Source organism: Curtobacterium sp. MCPF17_011, from assembly GCF_003234145.1.
Classification (GTDB): domain Bacteria; phylum Actinomycetota; class Actinomycetes; order Actinomycetales; family Microbacteriaceae; genus Curtobacterium.
Map to the genome: position 1 here is coordinate 134,158 of NZ_QKSK01000005.1, position 18,164 is coordinate 152,321.

13 protein-coding genes and 1 tRNA gene are annotated in these 18,164 nt (G+C 70.2%); 3 read left to right on the top strand and 11 right to left on the bottom strand.

The window, feature by feature from the left end; translation table 11 throughout:
* Positions 1–21 precede the first annotated feature (21 nt).
* The 3 genes from DEJ25_RS07995 to DEJ25_RS08005 all read left to right on the top strand — a co-directional run bounded on the left by DEJ25_RS07995 (position 22) and on the right by DEJ25_RS08005 (position 4,017).
* Entirely contained in the window at positions 22–2,658 is a 2,637-nt protein-coding gene (locus tag DEJ25_RS07995) for a transglycosylase domain-containing protein (RefSeq protein WP_111044360.1), read from the top strand.
* Positions 2,655–3,608, top strand: coding sequence for a metallophosphoesterase (locus DEJ25_RS08000; protein WP_111044361.1), 954 nt, complete (start codon positions 2,655–2,657; stop codon positions 3,606–3,608). Before DEJ25_RS07995 ends, DEJ25_RS08000 begins: the two co-directional genes overlap by 4 nt.
* Positions 3,609–3,943: 335 nt before the next feature.
* Positions 3,944–4,017: transfer RNA gene (locus DEJ25_RS08005), tRNA-Pro, on the top strand.
* A 203-nt stretch (positions 4,018–4,220) separates the two neighbouring features.
* On the opposite strand, the gene DEJ25_RS08010 is transcribed toward DEJ25_RS08005, so the two are convergent.
* From DEJ25_RS08010 to DEJ25_RS08060, 11 genes are all read right to left on the bottom strand, one after another.
* On the bottom strand, positions 4,221–5,261 hold the full coding sequence (locus DEJ25_RS08010) for an LLM class flavin-dependent oxidoreductase (protein WP_111044362.1): 1,041 nt from the start codon (positions 5,259–5,261) through the stop codon (positions 4,221–4,223).
* A gap of 58 nt (positions 5,262–5,319) precedes the next feature.
* On the bottom strand, positions 5,320–5,955 hold the full coding sequence (locus DEJ25_RS08015) for a thymidine kinase (RefSeq protein ID WP_110902672.1): 636 nt from the start codon (positions 5,953–5,955) through the stop codon (positions 5,320–5,322).
* Positions 5,955–6,656, bottom strand: a complete 702-nt coding sequence (locus tag DEJ25_RS08020; protein WP_258366259.1) for a response regulator — start codon at positions 6,654–6,656, stop codon at positions 5,955–5,957. Before DEJ25_RS08020 ends, DEJ25_RS08015 begins: the two co-directional genes overlap by 1 nt.
* Positions 6,643–7,857, bottom strand: a complete 1,215-nt coding sequence (locus DEJ25_RS08025) for a hypothetical protein (RefSeq protein WP_111044363.1) — start codon at positions 7,855–7,857, stop codon at positions 6,643–6,645. The genes DEJ25_RS08020 and DEJ25_RS08025 overlap by 14 nt, the downstream gene beginning before the upstream one ends.
* Positions 7,854–9,104 (bottom strand): sensor histidine kinase, encoded by a 1,251-nt coding sequence (locus DEJ25_RS08030; RefSeq protein ID WP_111044364.1) that lies wholly within the window; start codon positions 9,102–9,104, stop codon positions 7,854–7,856. The genes DEJ25_RS08025 and DEJ25_RS08030 overlap by 4 nt, the downstream gene beginning before the upstream one ends.
* A gap of 236 nt (positions 9,105–9,340) precedes the next feature.
* The gene (locus DEJ25_RS08035; protein WP_111044365.1) at positions 9,341–10,504 is read right to left on the bottom strand and encodes an Rv2578c family radical SAM protein; all 1,164 of its coding nucleotides are present in this window, start codon (positions 10,502–10,504) and stop codon (positions 9,341–9,343) included.
* 46 nt (positions 10,505–10,550) lie between these two features.
* Complete coding sequence (locus DEJ25_RS08040) at positions 10,551–12,038, bottom strand: malate:quinone oxidoreductase (protein ID WP_110902668.1); 1,488 nt, start codon at positions 12,036–12,038, stop codon at positions 10,551–10,553.
* A 130-nt stretch (positions 12,039–12,168) separates the two neighbouring features.
* On the bottom strand, positions 12,169–13,227 hold the full coding sequence (locus tag DEJ25_RS08045; protein WP_110902667.1) for an aspartate-semialdehyde dehydrogenase: 1,059 nt from the start codon (positions 13,225–13,227) through the stop codon (positions 12,169–12,171).
* Positions 13,228–13,244: 17 nt separating this feature from the next.
* Positions 13,245–14,510: an aspartate kinase gene (locus tag DEJ25_RS08050; protein WP_110902666.1), complete on the bottom strand. Its 1,266-nt coding sequence runs from the start codon at positions 14,508–14,510 to the stop codon at positions 13,245–13,247.
* A gap of 156 nt (positions 14,511–14,666) precedes the next feature.
* A complete protein-coding gene (gene recR / locus DEJ25_RS08055; protein WP_110902665.1) occupies positions 14,667–15,266 on the bottom strand; it encodes a recombination mediator RecR in 600 nt (199 codons plus the stop codon).
* Positions 15,266–18,148: a DNA polymerase III subunit gamma and tau gene (locus DEJ25_RS08060; RefSeq protein WP_258366448.1), complete on the bottom strand. Its 2,883-nt coding sequence runs from the start codon at positions 18,146–18,148 to the stop codon at positions 15,266–15,268. The genes recR and DEJ25_RS08060 overlap by 1 nt, the downstream gene beginning before the upstream one ends.
* Between the last annotated feature and the right edge of the window lie 16 nt (positions 18,149–18,164).

The window sequence follows — 18,164 nt, forward strand, 5'->3', positions numbered from 1 at the left end:
GTGTCGTTTAGGCTGCATCCTATGTCTGCCCAGAAGACGTCTGCCCGTCGGACCAAGCCCGTCTCCGCAGTCGGCGCCTTCATCGGTTTCGTCGGCTTCAGCGCGCTCGCCGGTCTGCTCGTCACCATCGGTGTCACGCCGGCCATCGCCGTCGCCGGTGTCACGACGACCTCGACGATCGGTGTGTTCGAGTCCCTGCCCGAGTACATCGAGCTCGGTGACCTGCCCCAGCGCAACGAAGTCCTGGCCTACCAGGGCGGCAAGCCCGTGCACCTGGCGACGGTCTACGACCAGAACCGCCAGGAGCTCAAGTACGACCAGATCAGCGACAACCTGAAGAACGCGGCCATCGACGGCGAGGACAAGCGCTTCTGGGACCACGGCGGTGTCGACATGACCTCGCTGGTCCGCGCGGGTGTGGGCACGGTCGCCGGGGGTGGCCTCGGCGACTCGGGCGGTGGCTCGACGCTGACGATGCAGCTGGTCCGCAACATCAAGATGCAGCAGGCCCTCGAGCTCCCGACTCCGGAGGAGCGTCTCAAGGCCTACAACGAGGCGACGAAGGTCTCGGTCTCCCGCAAGCTCGAGGAGATGAAGCTCGCGATCGGGCTCGCGAAGAAGTACTCGAAGAAGGACATCCTCACCGGGTACCTCAACATCGCCTTCTTCGGTGACCAGACGTACGGCGTCCAGGCGGCAGCCCAGCACTACTTCGGCAAGAACGCCACCGACCTCACGCCGGCCGAGGGCGCGTCGATCCTGGCGATCGTGCAGTCCCCGAACACCCGCAACCTGTCCGACCCCAAGTTCTACGACGCCAACGTCGCCCGACGTGACGTCATCCTCAAGTCGATGTACGCGCAGAAGCACATCGACAAGAAGCAGTTCGACGAGGCCATCGCGTCCAAGCCTGCTGACTACGTGCACCTGACCGACCCGACGCAGGGCTGCAAGGCCGCCGCGGGCAACGGCGCGCAGTTCTTCTGCGACTACGCGGTACAGGTCGTCAAGGAGATGTCGCAGCTCGGCGCGACGCAGAAGCAGCGCGACGCCGCTTGGCGCAACGGTGGCTACACGATCCAGACCACGCTGAACCTTGACATCAACAACGCGCAGAAGGACCTGATCAACGCGTACGCCCCGAACACCGAGTCCCGGTTCAAACTCGGCGGCGTCATCAACTCGGTCGAGGCCGACACCGGTCGGGTGCTCACGATGGTGCAGAACAAGAACTACAACCAGCTCTCCGCCTGTGCCTCGGAAGGTGCGGACCCCAACGCCTGCGCTCCGGCCACGGACACCGGTCTGAACTTCAGCGTCGACCAGCAGTACGGCGGCGGTGAGGGCTTCCAGACCGGTTCGACGTTCAAGCCGTTCACGCTGTTGAACTGGCTGCAGAACGGCCATGGACTGCAGGAGATCGTGAACGGTACACCGCGCACCTTCTCGAGCTTCACCCAGTGCAAGACGCCGATCTACACCCCCTACACGGTGAAGAATGATGCGCCCGGTGAAGGCGGCAACATGACCGTCGAGAACGCCACCTACCGCTCGATCAACAACTCCTACGTCCAGATGGCCCAGAAGCTCGATTTCTGCGACATCCGCGACACGGCCGAGAGCCTCGGTGTCCACGTCGCGAAGCCCCGCGCGACCTCGACCGAGTACGCGGACGACATGTCGAAGAAGACGACCAGTGACGTCCGGACCAACCCGTCGTTCGTCCTCGGAACGAACTACATCGCTCCGCTGACGATGGCCGCGGCCTACGCCGGCATCGCGAACAAGGGCACGTTCTGCCGGCCGATCGCGATCGACAACGTCACGAACGCCGACGGCAAGTCGCTCGGCGGCCAGCCGAAGGAGTGCAAGCAGGCGATCGACCCGCAGGTCGCGGCGACTGCGATCTTCGCGCTGAAGAAGGTCCTGACGGTCGGAACCGCCGTCGGGGGTCGGACTGCCGACGGCTTCGACGAGTTCGCCAAGACCGGCACGACCGACGAGGCAGACCAGATCTGGCTGGTCGGTGCCACCACCAAGACCGCGACCGCCGCGTGGCTCGGGAACATCGAGGGCAAGCAGAGCCTTCGCTTCGTCTACGGCCCGAACGGCCAGTACGCCGGCTCCCGCACTGCACTCTGGCGACAGGCCCAGACCGCGGTGAACACCCAGTACCCGGGCGGCCAGTTCGAGACCCCGACCACAGCGGCGATCCGCGGCAACAGCATCACCGTCCCGAACGTCGCCGGTCAGACCCCCGACGCAGCACGAGCGGCGCTGGCCAACGCGGGACTGACCTACGTCGACGGTGGCGTCCAGGCTGGCGGCGGGACCGCGGGGACGGTCTCCACCACGAGCCCCGCGGCCGGTCTGCAGCTCTCCAGGGGCTCGAGCGTGACCGTCTACACGACTGACGGCTCGCAGGCCTCGGTTCCCGACGTCGGGGGCGAGAAGGTCGACGACGCTCGTTCCGAACTGTCGGGGGCCGGCTTCACGAACGTGGCGATAGCCGGCGAGTACGAGCGTGGCGACGGCAAGAACGAGTGCACCGTGGCGGCGATCGCCCCGGGCGCCGGGACCGCTGTCGCCAAGGGCAGCGGCGTGACCCTGAAGCTGTTCGGCAACAAGGACGGCAAGGCTCCGAAGGCCTGCCGATGACGCGCGGCCGCGGCGCCCTCGGCGTCCTGGCCGCGGGTGCCGCGGTCGGCGTCGCCTCGGCTGCGTGGGGGTCACTGGTCGAGCGTCGACGGTTCGGCATCCGGTGGGAGACCGTCCCCGTCCTGCCCGCGGGTTCTCGGGACGTAACGGTGCTGCACCTCTCCGACATCCACATGGCTCCGTGGCAGGCCGACAAGCAGCAGTGGATCCGCGATCTCAGCCTGGTCGAGCCGGACTTCATCGTGAACACCGGCGACAACCTCGGGCACGAGACCGCCAACACTGCCGTCGAGTACGCCCTCGAGCCGTTCCGCGGTGTCCCCGGTGCCTTCGTGTACGGCTCGAACGACTTCTTCGCGCCGTCGCCGCGCAACCCCGTGAAGTACCTCTCCGGCCCGAGTTCGATGCGGCCGGAGACCCAGCCGGTCAGGCTCGACGTCGACCGGCAGACGGCGTTCTTCGAGTCGCTCGGGTGGCTCGACCTCAACGACCACGCCCGCGCGATCGAGGTCCGCGGTTCGCGCTTCGAGCTCTTCGGGACCTCCGATGCACACCGGGACTGGGACCGCCTGGACCTGCTGCCGGCGAACGTCGACGAGATGCGCTCCGAGGTCCCCTGGTCGGAGGACGAATCCGGCCCCTCCCCCGTCTCCGTCGGGGTCACCCACGCGCCGTACCGCCGTGTGCTGGACGCCTTCGTCACACAGGGTGCGGACGTCGTTTTCGCCGGACACACCCACGGCGGGCAGGTCGCGGTCCCCGGGGTCGGGGCACTGGTGACGAACTCGGACCTCCCCCGTCGGTACGCCAGCGGTCTGCACCAGTGGCAGAACCGCACGCACTGGTCATGGCTCAACGTCTCGGCCGGTCTCGGGACCTCGATCTACGCCCCGGTCCGGTTCGCGGTGCGGCCCGAGGCCGTCGTCGTCACCCTCACCGCCCGAGGCTGAGGTCGCGCCGACACATCGCGCTGTCCCTCCGCGTCCCCGCACGCCGGTTCCGGCACCCGCTGGCGCCGCCGCGGGATGGTTGGTGCGACAGTCCCCGAGTCGAAAGCGACAGATGTGTACGGTCCAGCGGCGCGGTTCTGTCGCTTTCGCGTCCGGATCCCGCGCACCGGTCCGCAGGGATCGCGACGGGCTGCGAGGCAAGCACTGGAGGCGCGGCTCAGCCCGCCCCGCCGCCGCCGGACCGCGACGCGCCCGGCTGACATCGTGTGGTCGTGTGCACCCCCGAACGTCGGGTAGACTTCTGGGGTTGCTCCGGGAACGGAGTGATCACACCGCGGGGTGTGGCGCAGCTTGGTAGCGCGCGTCGTTCGGGACGACGAGGTCGCAGGTTCAAATCCTGTCACCCCGACAGCCACGGCCCTGGTTCCACTCGGAACCAGGGCCGTTCTGCATCCCAGGGGTCGGTCCGGACCTCCCGCCGGAGGCATCGCCCGCAACCGCCTCCGCCGCCGCACAACGAGAACCGATCCGCACCAAGGTCTCCCGCGGCGCGAACCGGTTGCAACCCGACGGATCCGCGCGGATGCTGCCCGCACTCGGCGAGCCCGCTCCCTAGCCGGCCGCGACGCCCGCTCGGACCAGCCGCCCTTCGGCGTGCAGTCCGGCGACGACCTCGAGCGCCTGGTGCCGGTAGCGCGACTGCGCCGCTCCCGGAGCGACGATCACGCCGTCTGCACCGGTGGACTGAATCAGGTCGTTGATCTTCGCCGCGACCTCGTCCCGGGTGCCGTACGCCTGACGCTCGGTGCGCGCGGCGACGAACCGACGCTCGAGGTCCGAGAACTGGTAGGCGCGGGCCTCGTCCATCGACACCGGCTCGGGCTTCGTGCCCTGACGCATGCGGATGAACGAGATCATGCCCGGGGCACTCTGCTCCTCGACCACGGCCGGGTCCTCGTCGGTGACGACCTGCACGCCGATCAGGGCGAGCGGCTGGGACCGGAAGCGGGAGGGTCGGAACGACTGGTGGTAGAGCGCGAGCGCTGCTTCGGTGTTGTCCGAGGCGAAGTGGTGCGCGAACGCGAAGGCGATCCCGAGCGCACCGGCGACCTGTGCACTGTAGCCGGAGGAACCGAGCAGCCAGAACTCGGGAACGTCGCCGTAGCCGGGGACGGCGCGGATCCGGGAGAGCGGGTTCGACTCCTCCATACCGGTGAAGAACCCGACCAGGTCGGCGAGCTGCTGCGGGAAGTCGTCGACGTCCAGTCGGTCCGTGCGACGCAGGGCCATCGCCGTCGCACCGTCCGTCCCGGGTGCCCGGCCGATGCCGAGGTCGACGCGGTCGCCGTACAGCGCGCGGAGGGTGCCGAACTGCTCGGCGATGACGAGGGGTGCGTGGTTCGGCAGCATCACGCCACCGGAGCCGATGCGGATGGTGGAGGTCGCAGCTCCCACGGCACTGAGCAGGACGGCGGGCGCCGACGAGGTGATCCCGGGCATGCCGTGGTGTTCGGCGACCCAGAAGCGTTCGTAGCCGAGCTGCTCGGCCCGGACGGCCATGTCGATCGAGCCCTGCAGGGCCTCGGTGTTCGACTGGCCGTACTCGCGCGTGGCGAGGTCGAGGACGGAAAGGTGCAGGGGTGCGTCGCTCATGACGAAGCCAACGTGGGCCGACCCGCGGCCATTCCGCGCCTCCCGTCCTGCCGCGCTGTCAGCGCCCGGTCTCGCCGTCCAGCCGCCCGCCGGACTCGGTGAGGTAACAGTTGGCGCAGAGGGACTCGTACTCGACGTCGGCGCCGTCGATGGCGACCTGCGACCCGTCGAACACGAACTGTCCGTCGATCTTCCGCGCGTTGAAGACGGCCTTCCGTCCGCAGCGGCAGATCGTCTTCAGCTCCTCGAGGGAGTGCGCGACCTCGAGCAGACGTCGGCTGCCCGGGAACGCCTCGGTGCGGAAGTCGGTGCGGATGCCGTACGCCAGGACCGGGATCTGATCGAGGACGGCGATGCGCAGCAGGTCGTCGACCTGACGAGGGGTGAGGAACTGCGCCTCGTCGACGAGCACGCAGCTGACCGGTCGGACCATGCCGTCCAGGCGCGCCGACTCCGGGTCGGTCGCGCCGGCATCGGCGACGGCAGCCCGGACATCGGCGTCGGCTGGCAGGACGACGTCGACGGTCCGCGTCACGCCGAGCCGAGAGACGATCTCGCGGTCGCCCTTCGTGTCGACCGCGGGCTTCGCGAGCAGGACGCGCTGGCCGCGCTCCTCGTAGTTGTAGGCGGCCTGCAGGAGTCCGGTGCTCTTGCCGCTGTTCATCGCGCCGAAGCGGAAGTAGAGCTTCGCCACTACGCGAGGAAGCCGTCCTCCGCCGCACGACGGATCAGGTCGGACTTCTTCGACGCCGGACGACCGACCTTCGCGTACTTCTCTCGGACGCGGCGCAGGTAGGTCTTCGCGGTCTCGTACTGCACGTTCATCTGCGCGGCGACCTCGTTCGTGGAGTACCCGGAGACGTAGAGGCGGAGTGCTTCCTCTTCGCCGTGGCTGAGCTTCGGCCGCTGGTGTGCGCTCGCCCCCGTCGGCAGTGGCCGCCATTCGCGCTGTGCGGGCGTCTCACGGGCGACGCCCATGACCTCGCGGGCGATGTCCATGACCTCGCGCATCGGCAGCGACTTCGACAGGAAGGCAGCGGCACCGGCGGCCAGCGACCGGTCGCGGGACTCGCGGGCGTCGACGCTCGAGAGCACGATGACCTTCGCGCCGGCGGCACGGCAGGTGCGGACCCGGGCCTCGATCGAGACGGGCTCCTTCAGCTGGAAGTCGAGGAACACCAGGTCCGTCGGGAAGCTGTCGCTGTGCACCATCTCGAGCCAGGTGTGCGCGGTGAGGGCCAGGTCGAAGTCGAAGGCGTTCACCGCGATCCAGCTGGACAGGCTGTCGAGCAGGACCTCGTGGTCGTCGAGGATGGCCAAACGCACCCGGCGCGCGCCCGGGGTCGGCATCGACGGACCGCCCTCCACGAGCCGGTTCGGGTCAGTGCTGGTCATACGAGAACCTTAATGTCAGTGACGACGGCCGGACAGCGACGTCGGTGTCGGGGAACGTCACGCGGAGGACGGCGAAGTAGGGGTCGAAGGTCCGGTGGATGCCGACGTCCGAGTCGGCGACCGCGACGTCGAAGGTCATCCCCACCCGCGGTCTCGTCGTCCCCCTGACCGCGGGGCCGTCCGCGCCCCGACCGGGAGCGAGACCGCCGACGGGGGCGACGGTGACGCGAACGCCGGCCGGGTCCACCGTGGCGGCATGGAGCAGGGCCCGCACGAACGTGCGGACGACGGTCCGCTGGTCAGCGTCCATCGCGGCAGCCAGCCCGTCGGGGTCGTGAACGGTCGCCGCAGCGTCCCCGGACACCCGTACCGCGTACTCGAGCCAGGTACGGTCCGCTTCCGCGACCATCACCTGACGGATGCCGTCGGCGATCGCACGGGCCCGTTCCCGGTCGGCGTCGGAGATCGATGCACGCGTCCGGAGTTCGGCGAAGAACGGCGCGACGTCGCGCGCCAGGATCGTGGACCGGTCCTGCTGCACGCTCGCGGTGATGCCGTCACGTTCGGCCCGCTCGACGGAGTAGGAACCGGCGCGGATCTGCACGCGTTCGGCCAGTCCGGCGAAGGTCCGCGCGAACACGGCCGACGCGGCGGTCAGGACGAGGGTCGGCGCTGCGGCGAGGAACGCACCCACGCTGACCGGCACGCCCGCCGGGTACACGGCTGCGACGGTGCCGGCGGTCGCCGCGTTGACCGCCGCCAGCACGACCCCGCCGACCACCAGATCGGTCCACGGTCGGTACGGCGCGACGGCGACGATGCCGATCGCGGAGAGCAGCACCATGAAGTCGTTGACCAGCGAGCGGTCCGGCCCCCACTGCGCCGCCGCGCTGGTCACGGTCGCGGCGGAGAGCAAGGCGACGTGTGCGACGAACGCCCAGCGGGTGAACGGCGCACGGAACGGGCTGGAGGCACTGATCACCACGACCGCGGAGGCGGCCAGCAGCAGGACCGTCAGGGCGCTGACGGTCGGGGCGCCGACGACGTCACGGTCGAACAGCGAGACCAGCGTCGCCCAGAGCACCCCGCCAGCGCCGATCACGACCGCGAGGGGTCGCGACCCCATCGAACCGAGCGGGTCGTACTGCTGCGCGGTCCGGCTCCCGCCGGTGCGACCGTCGACCTTCCGACCGCCATTCACGAGGCACGCTCCACGTCGTCGTCCCCGGCGAGGTGCAGGACCGACGCCGAACCGACCGACGCAGCGAACGGCACGCTCATCATGACGCTCGTGCCGGACCCGGGCGACGACCACACCTGGACGTCACCGCCAACGCGCCCGATGCGTTCACGGACGGAGTTGCGCAGCCCCATCCGGTCCGCCCCGGTCGCCTGCTCGTCGAACCCGCGGCCGTCGTCGACGACCATCACCGTGCAGGCGACACCATCGTCGAAGACGCTGACCTCGGCGGCGTCGGTGCCGGCGTGCTTCAGGACGTTCGCCAGACACTGTCCGACGGCACGGACGACCGCGGTCATCGCGTGCGGGTCCAACCGTCCGACCGACGTGGGATCGCCCGTCACGGTGATCTGGAGGCCCGAGGCCCGCTGCTCGTCGAGCATGCGCTCGAACGCCGCCACCCCGTCCGACGTCGCGTCGGCCGGACCGGTACCGTCCGCCACGGTCTCGCCCGCCAGCCAGGCCCGCCCGGTGAGCATCGCGACGTCGGACTCCATCGTGCGGGCGAGGTGCTCGTCCATCGGACCGGCGGGAGCGAGTGCGATGGCGTTGAGGTGGTTGAGGACGGTGTCGTGCAGGATCGCGGCGGCTTCGGCTTCGATGCCGGCTCGGTACGCGGTGACGTGCTCTTCACGGGCCGATCGCAGCAGCTCGGGTTGGACGCGCTCCGAGCGCGCGGTCGACCGACTGACCGCGACGACGAGCGCGATCACGAAGCCGAGCGTCACCCAGGCGAGGACGAGGGGGTGATCGGGCCCCCCGGACTGCACGGCGGCGATCGCGGTGACGATCCGCCCGACGACGAACCCGGAGACCGACCAGAGGACGACCCGGACGGTTCCGCTGCCGGAGCCGCCGATGAGGACGAGCGGCACCACGACCAACGACAGCACGTACGAGCTCACCCAGGGCACGTCGGTGAGTTCGCGTTGCACGACGGTTGCGAACCACCACGCACAGATCCCACCGACGACGAGGAACGCGGCACCGGAGCGCCAGGTGCCGACGTGCGTGTGCACGCCGATCATCACGAGCATCGGCACGACGGCCAGGACCGCGCCGAGGACGTGGTCGTCCGGGGCGTCGAGTCGGTAGAGCAGCAGCAGGAGCGCCGCGGCCGCGAGGGACCCGATGGCTGCCGCGTGGAAGGCGCGCACGGTCGACCACGCGTTCACCCGAGGGGCGAGATGCGTGGGGATGCCGAGCACCGGGGCTGTCCTTCCGTGTGGTCGATGGGTCACGGAGCACCCGGCCAGCGAGTGCTCTCCGCGTCCGACGACCGTTGGGGAGGCCGTTCAGCTGCGGGGGCGCCGCTTCCGATCCAACCACGATGCACGGGGTGGTGTACCCCGATCAGATCCTCAGGCGGCAGACGGGACCATGGTAGCGGCGACCACCGACCCTCCGCTGTCCCCCGGACACGGGATCCTGGACCGACAGCGACTCAGAACAACCGTGTCCCGCCCGGAACGGAGGGCTCCGGCCGGAGTGTGTTCGACGGCGGTGTCGACACCACGGCCGGACGTTGCCCGTTCGTCGGCCGGTACTCGGCCGGGTGGGTGTACCCGGGGTCGGCGCGCTTCAACGGCGACTGATCGGACGTGCGCGGGACGGCGTCGTCCGAGAAGCCCATCGAGCCCGTGGCGGGGTCGACCTGTCCGAGCGACAGCCCGTGCTCGCGGAGGATCGGCCGGACCCGCTCCGCCAACCAGCGCCGGTAGTCCTTCGGCGCGTAGGTGTTGTCGAGGTACATCGCCCGGTACCGGCCGACCAGGTCCGGGTGGGTGCGGCCGAGCCACTCGTACCACCACGGCTTGATGCCCGGCTTGAGGTGCAGCGCCGAGTACATCAGGCTCGTGGCACCGGATGCCGCTGCGCGCCCGACGGCGTCCTGCAGGTGTGCCCTGGTGTCCGTGATGTAGGGCAGGACCGGCATGAGGAAGACCGAGCAGTCGAGCCCGGCGTCACGGACGGCCCGGACGGTCGCCAGTCGGGCCGAGGTCGTCGGGGTGCCCGGTTCGACGGACTGCTGCAGGTCGTCGTCGTACACCGCGATGGACATGGCGATGTCCACCGGCACCGACTTCGCCGCCTCGACCAGGAGCGGGATGTCCCGGCGGAGCAAACTGCCCTTCGTGAGGATGCTGAACGGCGTCCCCGAATCCGCGAGCGCTCGGATGATGCCGGGCATGAGTCGGTACCGACCCTCCGCGCGCTGGTACGGGTCGGTGTTCGTCCCGAGCGCGACCGGGTGCCGGTCCCAGCTCGGCTTCGCCAGCTCGCGCGTCAGGACGTCCGCCACGTTCGTCTTCACGACGATCTGCTGGTCGAAGTCCGCGCCGCCGTCGAACTCCAGGTAGGTGTGGGTCGGACGGGCGAAGCAGTACACGCACGCGTGACTGCACCCCCGGTAGGGGTTGATGGTCATCCCCCAGGTGCCGCCGTCCGCTCCGCCGACCTTGTTCAACGCCGACTTGGCCAGGACCTCGTGGAAGGTCACACCGGCGAACTCCGGCGTCGTCACACTGCGGACGAATCCGCTGTTCGATTCGAGCCCGGGGAGCATGTCGCTCCGCTCGGCCGTGATCGCCTGTCCGTCCCACCGCATGCCCTCATTCGAACACACCTTCGAACGAGATGCAACACAGCGGAGGTCAGCGGTGCAGTCCGAGGACCGCCGCGGTGCGGTCCAGCGTGGCGTCCGCGAGCGCCGCGTCCTCCCCCAGGTCATGCCCGTAGGTCGGGACCATCTCGTGCACCGCGCCCTGCCAGCCGTCCCATCGGTCCGGGAAGCACTTGCGGAGCAGGCTCAGCATGATCGGCACGGCCGTCGACGCGCCCGGCGAAGCCCCGAGCAACCCGGCGATCGACCCGTCCGCCGACGTGATCACCTCGGTCCCGAACTGCAGGACGCCACCCTTGTCCTCGTCCGGCTTGATGACCTGGACGCGCTGCCCGGCCGTGATCCGGTGCCAGTGCTCCGGCTCGGCGGCGGGCATGAAGTCACGGAGCGCGTCGAACTTCGTCTGCTTCGAGGCGAGCAGTTGCCCGATCAGGTACTTGACCAGGTCGAAGTTCGAGAACGCCACCGCGAGCATCGGCCGCAGGTTGTGCGGGCGGATCGAGGTGAACAGGTCGAGGACCGAGCCCTGCTTGAGGAACTTCGGGCTGAACCCGGCGTACGGGCCGAACATGAGCGAGGCGCTGCCGTCGACGATGCGGGTGTCCAGGTGTGGCACGGACATCGGCGGAGCGCCGACGCTCGCCTTGCCGTACACCTTCGCCGAGTGCTTCTGCACGACTTCCGGGTCGTCGGTGCGCAGGAACTCACCGGACACCGGGAACCCGCCGTACCCGCGGATCTCCGGAATGCCGGACTTCTGCAGGAGTTGCAGGGCGCCGCCGCCGGCCCCGACGAAGACGAAGTCCGCGGCGATGCGCTGCTTCGTGCGACCGACCTCGTTGCGGACGTCGAGCACCCACCCGTCGGACACCTTCGAGCGGACGATCTTCGTGACGCGGTGGGACGGCTCGAACTCGAGCCCCGCGATCTCGAGCTGGTCGAACAGCTGCCGCGTGAGCGAACCGAAGTCGACGTCGGAACCGGCTGCCGAGTACGTCGCCGCGATCGGCTGGTCCTTCTTGCGGCCGGGGATGAGCGCCGGCGCCCACTTGCGGATCTGCTCAGCGTCCTCGCTGTACTCGAGACCGGCGAACAGCGGGTGGTCCTTCATCGCCTCGTAGCGAGCGCGCATGTAGGCGACGTTGTCCGCGCCCCAGACGAACGAGATGTGCGGCGTCGGGTTGATGAAGCTCTTCGGGTCGGGCAGCGTGCCGTCCTCGACCAGGTGCGACCAGAACTGGCGCGACACCTGGAACTGCTCGTTCACCGTCACGGCCTTCGCGATGTCGACCCGACCGTCGGGCAACTCCGGCGTGTAGTTCAGTTCGCAGAGCGCGGAGTGGCCCGTCCCGGCGTTGTTCCACGGGTTCGACGACTCCTGCGCAGGCGAGCCGAGCCGCTCGTAGACCCGGATCTTCCAGTCCGGCTCGAGTCGGTGGATGATCGCGGCGAGCGTGGCGCTCATGATCCCTCCCCCGACGAGGACGACATCGATCGGGTCCACCTGCTTCACTGCCACCCGTCGAGCCTACCTCCGACCGCTGACGGCCGGCCCGTCGCGCCGGAGAACAGACGGGAGGCCCGTCACCAGCTGGTGACGGGCCTCCCGTCCGGCGGACGTGCCGCCGTCGGTGCAGTTCCGGGATGCCTCAGGCGCGGACTGCGCGCCGTGCGACGACGACCTCGGCGATCTGCACGGCGTTCAGGGCCGCACCCTTCCGCAGGTTGTCGTTGCTGACGAAGAGGACGAGGCCGTGCCCGGCCGGAGCGGACTGGTCGGCGCGGATGCGACCGACGAAGGTCGGGTCCTGGCCGGCCGCCTGCAGCGGGGTCGGGACGTCGGACAGCTCGACGCCCGGGGCCGCCGCGAGCACCTCGGTGGCGCGCTCGGGCGAGAGCGGACGGTCGAACTCCGCGTGCACCGAGATCGAGTGACCGGTGAAGACGGGCACACGGACGCAGGTGCCGGCGACGAGCAGGTCCGGCAGGTCGAGGATCTTGCGGCTCTCGTTGCGGAGCTTCTGCTCCTCGTCGGTCTCGCCCGAGCCGTCCTCGACGATGCTGCCCGCGAGCGGGACGACGTCGAAGGCGATCGGACGGACGTACTTGACCGGCTCCGGGAACGTCACGGCCGACCCGTCATGGGTGAGCGCCGCGGTGTCCTGCTCGAGCGCGGCACGGGCCTGACCGAGGAGTTCCTCGACCCCCGCGAGCCCACTGCCGGAGACCGCCTGGTAGGTGGTCGCGACCAGGCGGCGCAGGCCGGACTCGGTGTCGAGCGCCTTGAGGACCGGCATGATCGCCATCGTCGTGCAGTTCGGGTTCGCGATGATGCCGTTCTCGGCGTCGTCGATCGCCTCCGGGTTCACCTCGCTGACCACGAGCGGGACCTGCGGGTCGAGCCGCCAGGCGCTCGAGTTGTCGATGACGAGCGCGCCGGCGGCGGCGAACCGGGGTGCCAGCGAGCGGGAAGCGGTCGCACCGGCAGAGAACAGCGCGATGTCGATGCCGGACGGGTCAGCGGTCTCGGAGTCCTCGACCACGATCTGCTGACCGCGGAACGGCAGGCTCGTCCCGGCGGAACGGGCACTCGCGAAGAAGCGGACCGTGTCCGCCGGGAATTCGCGCTCCTCGAGCAGACGGCGCATCACGGCGCCGACCTGGCCGGTGGCGCCGACGACGGCGACGGTGAACTGGGTGTCGGTCATGGTGCTCCTGCTCGGGTTCAGCGGCCGGTGCCGGCGTAGACGACGGCTTCGTTGTCGGCGTCCAGGCCGAATGCTTCGTGCACGACCCGCATCGCCTCGTTGAGGGTGTCGGCACGGGTGACGACCGAGATCCGGATCTCCGACGTCGAGATCATCTCGATGTTGATCGACGCGTCGTGCAGCGCGCGGAACAGCTGGGCCGAGACACCGGCGTTCGTCCGCATGCCGGCACCGACCAGGGCGAGCTTGCCGATCTGGTCGTCGTACTGGATGCCCTCGTAGCCGATGTCGGACCTCGAGACCTCGAGCGCCGTCAGGACGCTCTGGCCCTGGTCCTTCGGCAGCGTGAACGAGATGTCGGTCCGGCCGGTCGAGGCCGCCGAGACGTTCTGCACGATCATGTCGATGTTCGCGCCGGCGCGCGCCACGATCGTGAAGATCTCAGCCGCCTTCCCGGGCTGGTCGGGCACACCTACGACGGTGATCTTGCCCTCGGAGAGGTCGCCGGCGATGCCGGTGATGATCGGTTCTTCCACGGTTTCCCCCTCGGCAGGGTTGTAGACGATGGTGCCCTCGGCGTTGCTGAACGAGGAACGGACGTGCAGGGTGACACCGTGCCGACGGGCGTACTCGACGGCGCGGATGTAGAGGACCTTCGCACCGGACGCTGCGAGCTCGAGCATCTCCTCGGTGGTGACCCGGTCGATCTTGCGGGCCTTCGGCACGATGCGGGGGTCGGCGGTGAAGATGCCGTCGACGTCGGTGTAGATCTCGCAGACGTCGGCGTCGAGCGCTGCCGCGAGGGCGACGGCGGTGGTGTCGGAGCCGCCGCGGCCGAGGGTGGTGATCTCCCCCGTGGTGCGGTTGAAGCCCTGGAAGCCGGCGACGATCGCGACGTGGCCGGCGTCGAGCGCCTCACGGACGCGCTTCGGGGTGACGTCGACGATCCGGGCCTTGCCATGCTGAGCGTCGGTCAGCATGCCCGCCTGGCTGCCCGTGTACGACGAGGCTTCGACGCCGAGGCTCTTGATCGCCATCGCCAGGAGCGCCATCGAGATCCGCTCGCCCGCGGTGAGGAGCATGTCGAGTTCGCGACCCGCCGGGATCGGCGTGACCTCGTGCGCGAGGTCGACGAGTTCGTCGGTCGTGTCGCCCATCGCGGACACCGCCACGACGACGTCGTTGCCGGCCTTCTTCGTCTCGACGATGCGCTTCGCGACGCGCTTGATGCTCTCGGCATCCGCGACGGACGAACCACCGAACTTCTGCACGATCAAGGCCACGGGCACGCACTCCTGGGGACGGTTCACCGCGACGTCACGCGGCTCGACAATCGTAGACGGTGTTCCACGGATGTTGCGTCCGAGCGGGTCGCGACGCAAGGATCCCGCGCGGACGACCGCGTCGCCCCGTCCCCGGACGGTCCGGATGCGGTCCGCTCAGCCGCCGACGACCCGGCGCCCTTCGAACGCCCGGCCGAGCGTGACCTCGTCGGCGTACTCCAGGTCGCCGCCGACCGGCAGCCCCGACGCCAGACGGGTCGTGCGGATGCCCATCGGCACGAGCAACCGGCTGAGGTAGGTCGCGGTCGCTTCGCCCTCCAGGTTCGGGTCCGTGGCGATGATGACCTCGTCCACCGTGCCGTCGGCGAGCCGCACCATGAGTTGCTGGATCCGGAGGTCGTCCGGTCCGATGCCGTCGATCGGGCTGATCGCACCGCCGAGCACGTGGTACAGCCCGCGGAACTCGCGGGTGCGCTCGATGGCGGCGACGTCCTTCGCCTCCTCGACCACGCAGATTGTCGCCGGGGAGCGACGGGGGTCACGGCAGATGCTGCACTGCACGTTCTCGGTGACGTTGCCGCAGATCTCGCAGAAGCGGACGCGCTCCTTGACGTCCGCCAGGAGCTCGGACAGCCGGCTCGGGTCGAACGACTCCGTCTGGAGGATGTGGAACGCGATCCGCTGCGCCGACTTCGGACCGATGCCGGGCAGGCGTCCGAACTCGTCGATGAGGTCCTGCACGATGCCGTCGTACATCAGATCGTCCCCTCGGTCAGTGACGTCTCCTCGATGAACTGGGCGCCGAGGATCTCACGCACCACCGCCTCGCCGTAGCGCCCGGGGACGGGAGCACGGCGCGCGCCGGACTGCCCAGGTGCCTGCTGCGTCTGCTCCTGCTGCGCCTGGCGAGGCTGCTGCGCCGTCGCCTGCTGCGTCGGGGCGCTCCGCTGCGGAGCGCTCTGCTGCGGAGTCGTCGGCCGCGACGGCGCGCGGGTCGCCCGTGCGGACCGGCCGTGGTCCGGGTCCGGGAACGGAGCGCCGTCGTCGAACGGCTCGTCGTCCAGCGGGTAGTCGTCCACCGGGATGCCGTCGGCCGGACCGGAAGGCGCGGCGGACACAGCCGTCGTCGCTGCAGCCCGATCGCGGCCACCGGATGTCGCCCCGGTCGTCGACTGGGACGGCTCGGGCGGCGAGGTGGTCCCGGCAGGCGAGGTGGGCGCGGCCGGCTCGACCGGTTCGGCCGGTCCGGCCGGCGCGACCGTGGCGTCCGACGGCACGACGCCGAAGGGGGCACCCCAGGCGGGGACGACGTCCTCGGGCACCGCACCGGTGGTCGGGTCCGAGGCCGGGATCGTCGCAACGGCCCACTCGGTCACGGGGCCGGAGTCCTGGGTCGCAGGCTGCTCGGCTGCCGGTCGCTCGGGAGCGGGTCGCTCCGGGGCCCGTCGCTCGGACGCAGATCGCTCGGCCGCGGCCTGCGACGGAGCAGCCGTGGGCGGCGCGGTCCGCTCCGACGACGGACCGTCCGATGCGGACGGCTGCGACGACTGCGCGCGGTCAGACCGTGGCCGCGCCGTTGCGTCGGACACCGTGCTCGTCTGCGCCACCGCCTCCTGCGGCGTCGGACCCTGCGGCCGGTCCTGCTTCGGCTGCTCAACCTGCTGCTGGGTCGAGGCGCTCCCCGTCGACGGCGCCGGTGGAGCTGCCTGCTGAACGGGTGCCTGCTGCGTCAGGCTTTGCTGCGTCGGGGTTTGCTGCGTCGGGGTTTGCTGCGCCGGGCGGGCACCGGCAGCGCCCGGCCCACGCGCCACGAACTTCACCCGGAAGCCGAGCAGGTCCGTGATCGCGCTCCGGAGGTGTTCGCTGACGCTGGTGTCCGGCCCGCTCATCTCCTTGAAGGAGGCGACGTCCTGTTGGCTCGGGAACGTCAGGGTCAGGACGTCGTCCTTGAGCGCGGTGACCTGCGCCGTCGCGACGACCGCCCACGCCGACCGCTTGGCGCGCTGGACGTGCTCGACGATCTGCGGCCAGGTGTCCCGCATCTGCTGCAGGCCGACCGGGGTGACGGAGCGGACCGCGGGCTCGGCGCCGATGACGGTGCCGACGCCGGTGGAGGACGGCGAAGCCTGCCCCTCCGGCTCGGCGCCGGCAGCCGGCTCGGCGCCCGCAGCGGGTTCAGCCGGTGCTGCGGGCTCGGCCCGGGCTGCGGAGGCGTTCGACGGGACGGCTGCTGCCCAGGAAGCTGCGGCGTCCCGCGCGGCTTCGCCAGGACCTTCGTCGGTGTGTGCGGCCGGGGTCTCGGGAGCAGCAGACGCCGTGGAGGCAGCGGGCGCGGCAGTCGGCGCGGTGCCGACCGGGGCGGCACTCGACGGAGCCGTCCGGACAGGCGGCGCAGCGGACGGCACCGGGGTCGATGCAGCGGCCGGCACCGCCGTCGGCAGCGTCTCCGGCGGCGCCTGGTGTCCCCCGGCATCGCCGACACCGACGCGCCGCTCGAGTCGCTCGACGCGAGCGAGGGCACCGCGCTGGGTGTCGTCCGCCTCGGGCACGAGCATGCGGGCGACCATGAGTTCGAGGTGCAGACGTGGCGAGGTCGCGCCGGTCATCTCGGTGAGGGCACGGTTCGCGATGTCCGCACCACGGGACAGCGCGGTGGCGCCGAACACCCCGGCCTGCCGTGACATCGTGTCGAGCTCTTCCGGCGAGATGCCGCGCAGCACCGCTCCGGCGCTCTCGTTCGTCGCCGCGACGACGATCAGGTCGCGCAGTCGTTCGAGCAGGTCCTCGACGAAGCGCCGCGGGTCCTGCCCGGTCTGCACCACGCGGTCGATCGCCGAGAACGCCGACGCCGGGTCGGCCACGGCGAGCGCGTCGACCACGTCGTCCAGCAGGGCGGCGTCGGTGTACCCGAGCAGGGCGACGGCTCGCTCGTACGCGATCGCGCCGTCCTCGCTGCCGGCCATCAGCTGGTCGAGCAGCGAGAGGGTGTCACGCACGGAGCCGCCACCGGCCCGGACCACGAGCGGCAACACGCCAGGTGCGACCGAGACGGACTCCTGCGCGCAGAGCTGCTCGATGTACTCGAGCATCGTGGCGGGCGGGACCAGGCGGAACGGGTAGTGGTGGGTCCGCGACCGGATGGTGCCGATGACCTTCTCGGGCTCGGTGGTCGCGAAGATGAACTTGACGTGCTCCGGCGGCTCTTCGACGAGCTTGAGCAGGGCGTTGAAGCCCTGCGGCGTGACCATGTGGGCCTCGTCGAGGATGAAGATCTTGTAGCGGTCGCGCGCGGGGGCGAAGACGGCGCGGTCCCGGAGGTCACGCGCATCGTCGACGCCGTTGTGGCTGGCGGCGTCGATCTCGATCACGTCGAGGGACCCGCTGCCGCCGCGGGCGAGTTCGACACAGCTGGGGCAGACGCCGCACGGGGTGTCGGTCGGGCCCTCGGCACAGTTCAGGCAGCGCGCGAGGATGCGTGCCGAGGTCGTCTTGCCGCAGCCGCGGGGGCCGCTGAACAGGTACGCGTGGTTGACGCGGTTGGTCCGGAGTGCGGTGCGGAGCGGGTCCGTCACCTGCGACTGCCCGATCAGCTCGGCGAAGTTCTCGGGCCGGTAACGGCGATACAGGGCGGTGACCACGCGACCAGGGTAGTCG

Coding starts and splice junctions, on each gene's coding strand:
- DEJ25_RS08045 (WP_110902667.1), bottom strand. CDS start 13,227: ATGACCGACACCCAGTTCACCGTCGCCGTCGTCGGCGCCACCGGCCAG.
- DEJ25_RS08000 (WP_111044361.1), top strand. CDS start 2,655: ATGACGCGCGGCCGCGGCGCCCTCGGCGTCCTGGCCGCGGGTGCCGCG.
- DEJ25_RS08020 (WP_258366259.1), bottom strand. CDS start 6,656: ATGACCAGCACTGACCCGAACCGGCTCGTGGAGGGCGGTCCGTCGATG.
- DEJ25_RS08035 (WP_111044365.1), bottom strand. CDS start 10,504: ATGCGGTGGGACGGACAGGCGATCACGGCCGAGCGGAGCGACATGCTC.
- DEJ25_RS07995 (WP_111044360.1), top strand. CDS start 22: ATGTCTGCCCAGAAGACGTCTGCCCGTCGGACCAAGCCCGTCTCCGCA.
- recR (WP_110902665.1), bottom strand. CDS start 15,266: ATGTACGACGGCATCGTGCAGGACCTCATCGACGAGTTCGGACGCCTG.
- DEJ25_RS08010 (WP_111044362.1), bottom strand. CDS start 5,261: ATGAGCGACGCACCCCTGCACCTTTCCGTCCTCGACCTCGCCACGCGC.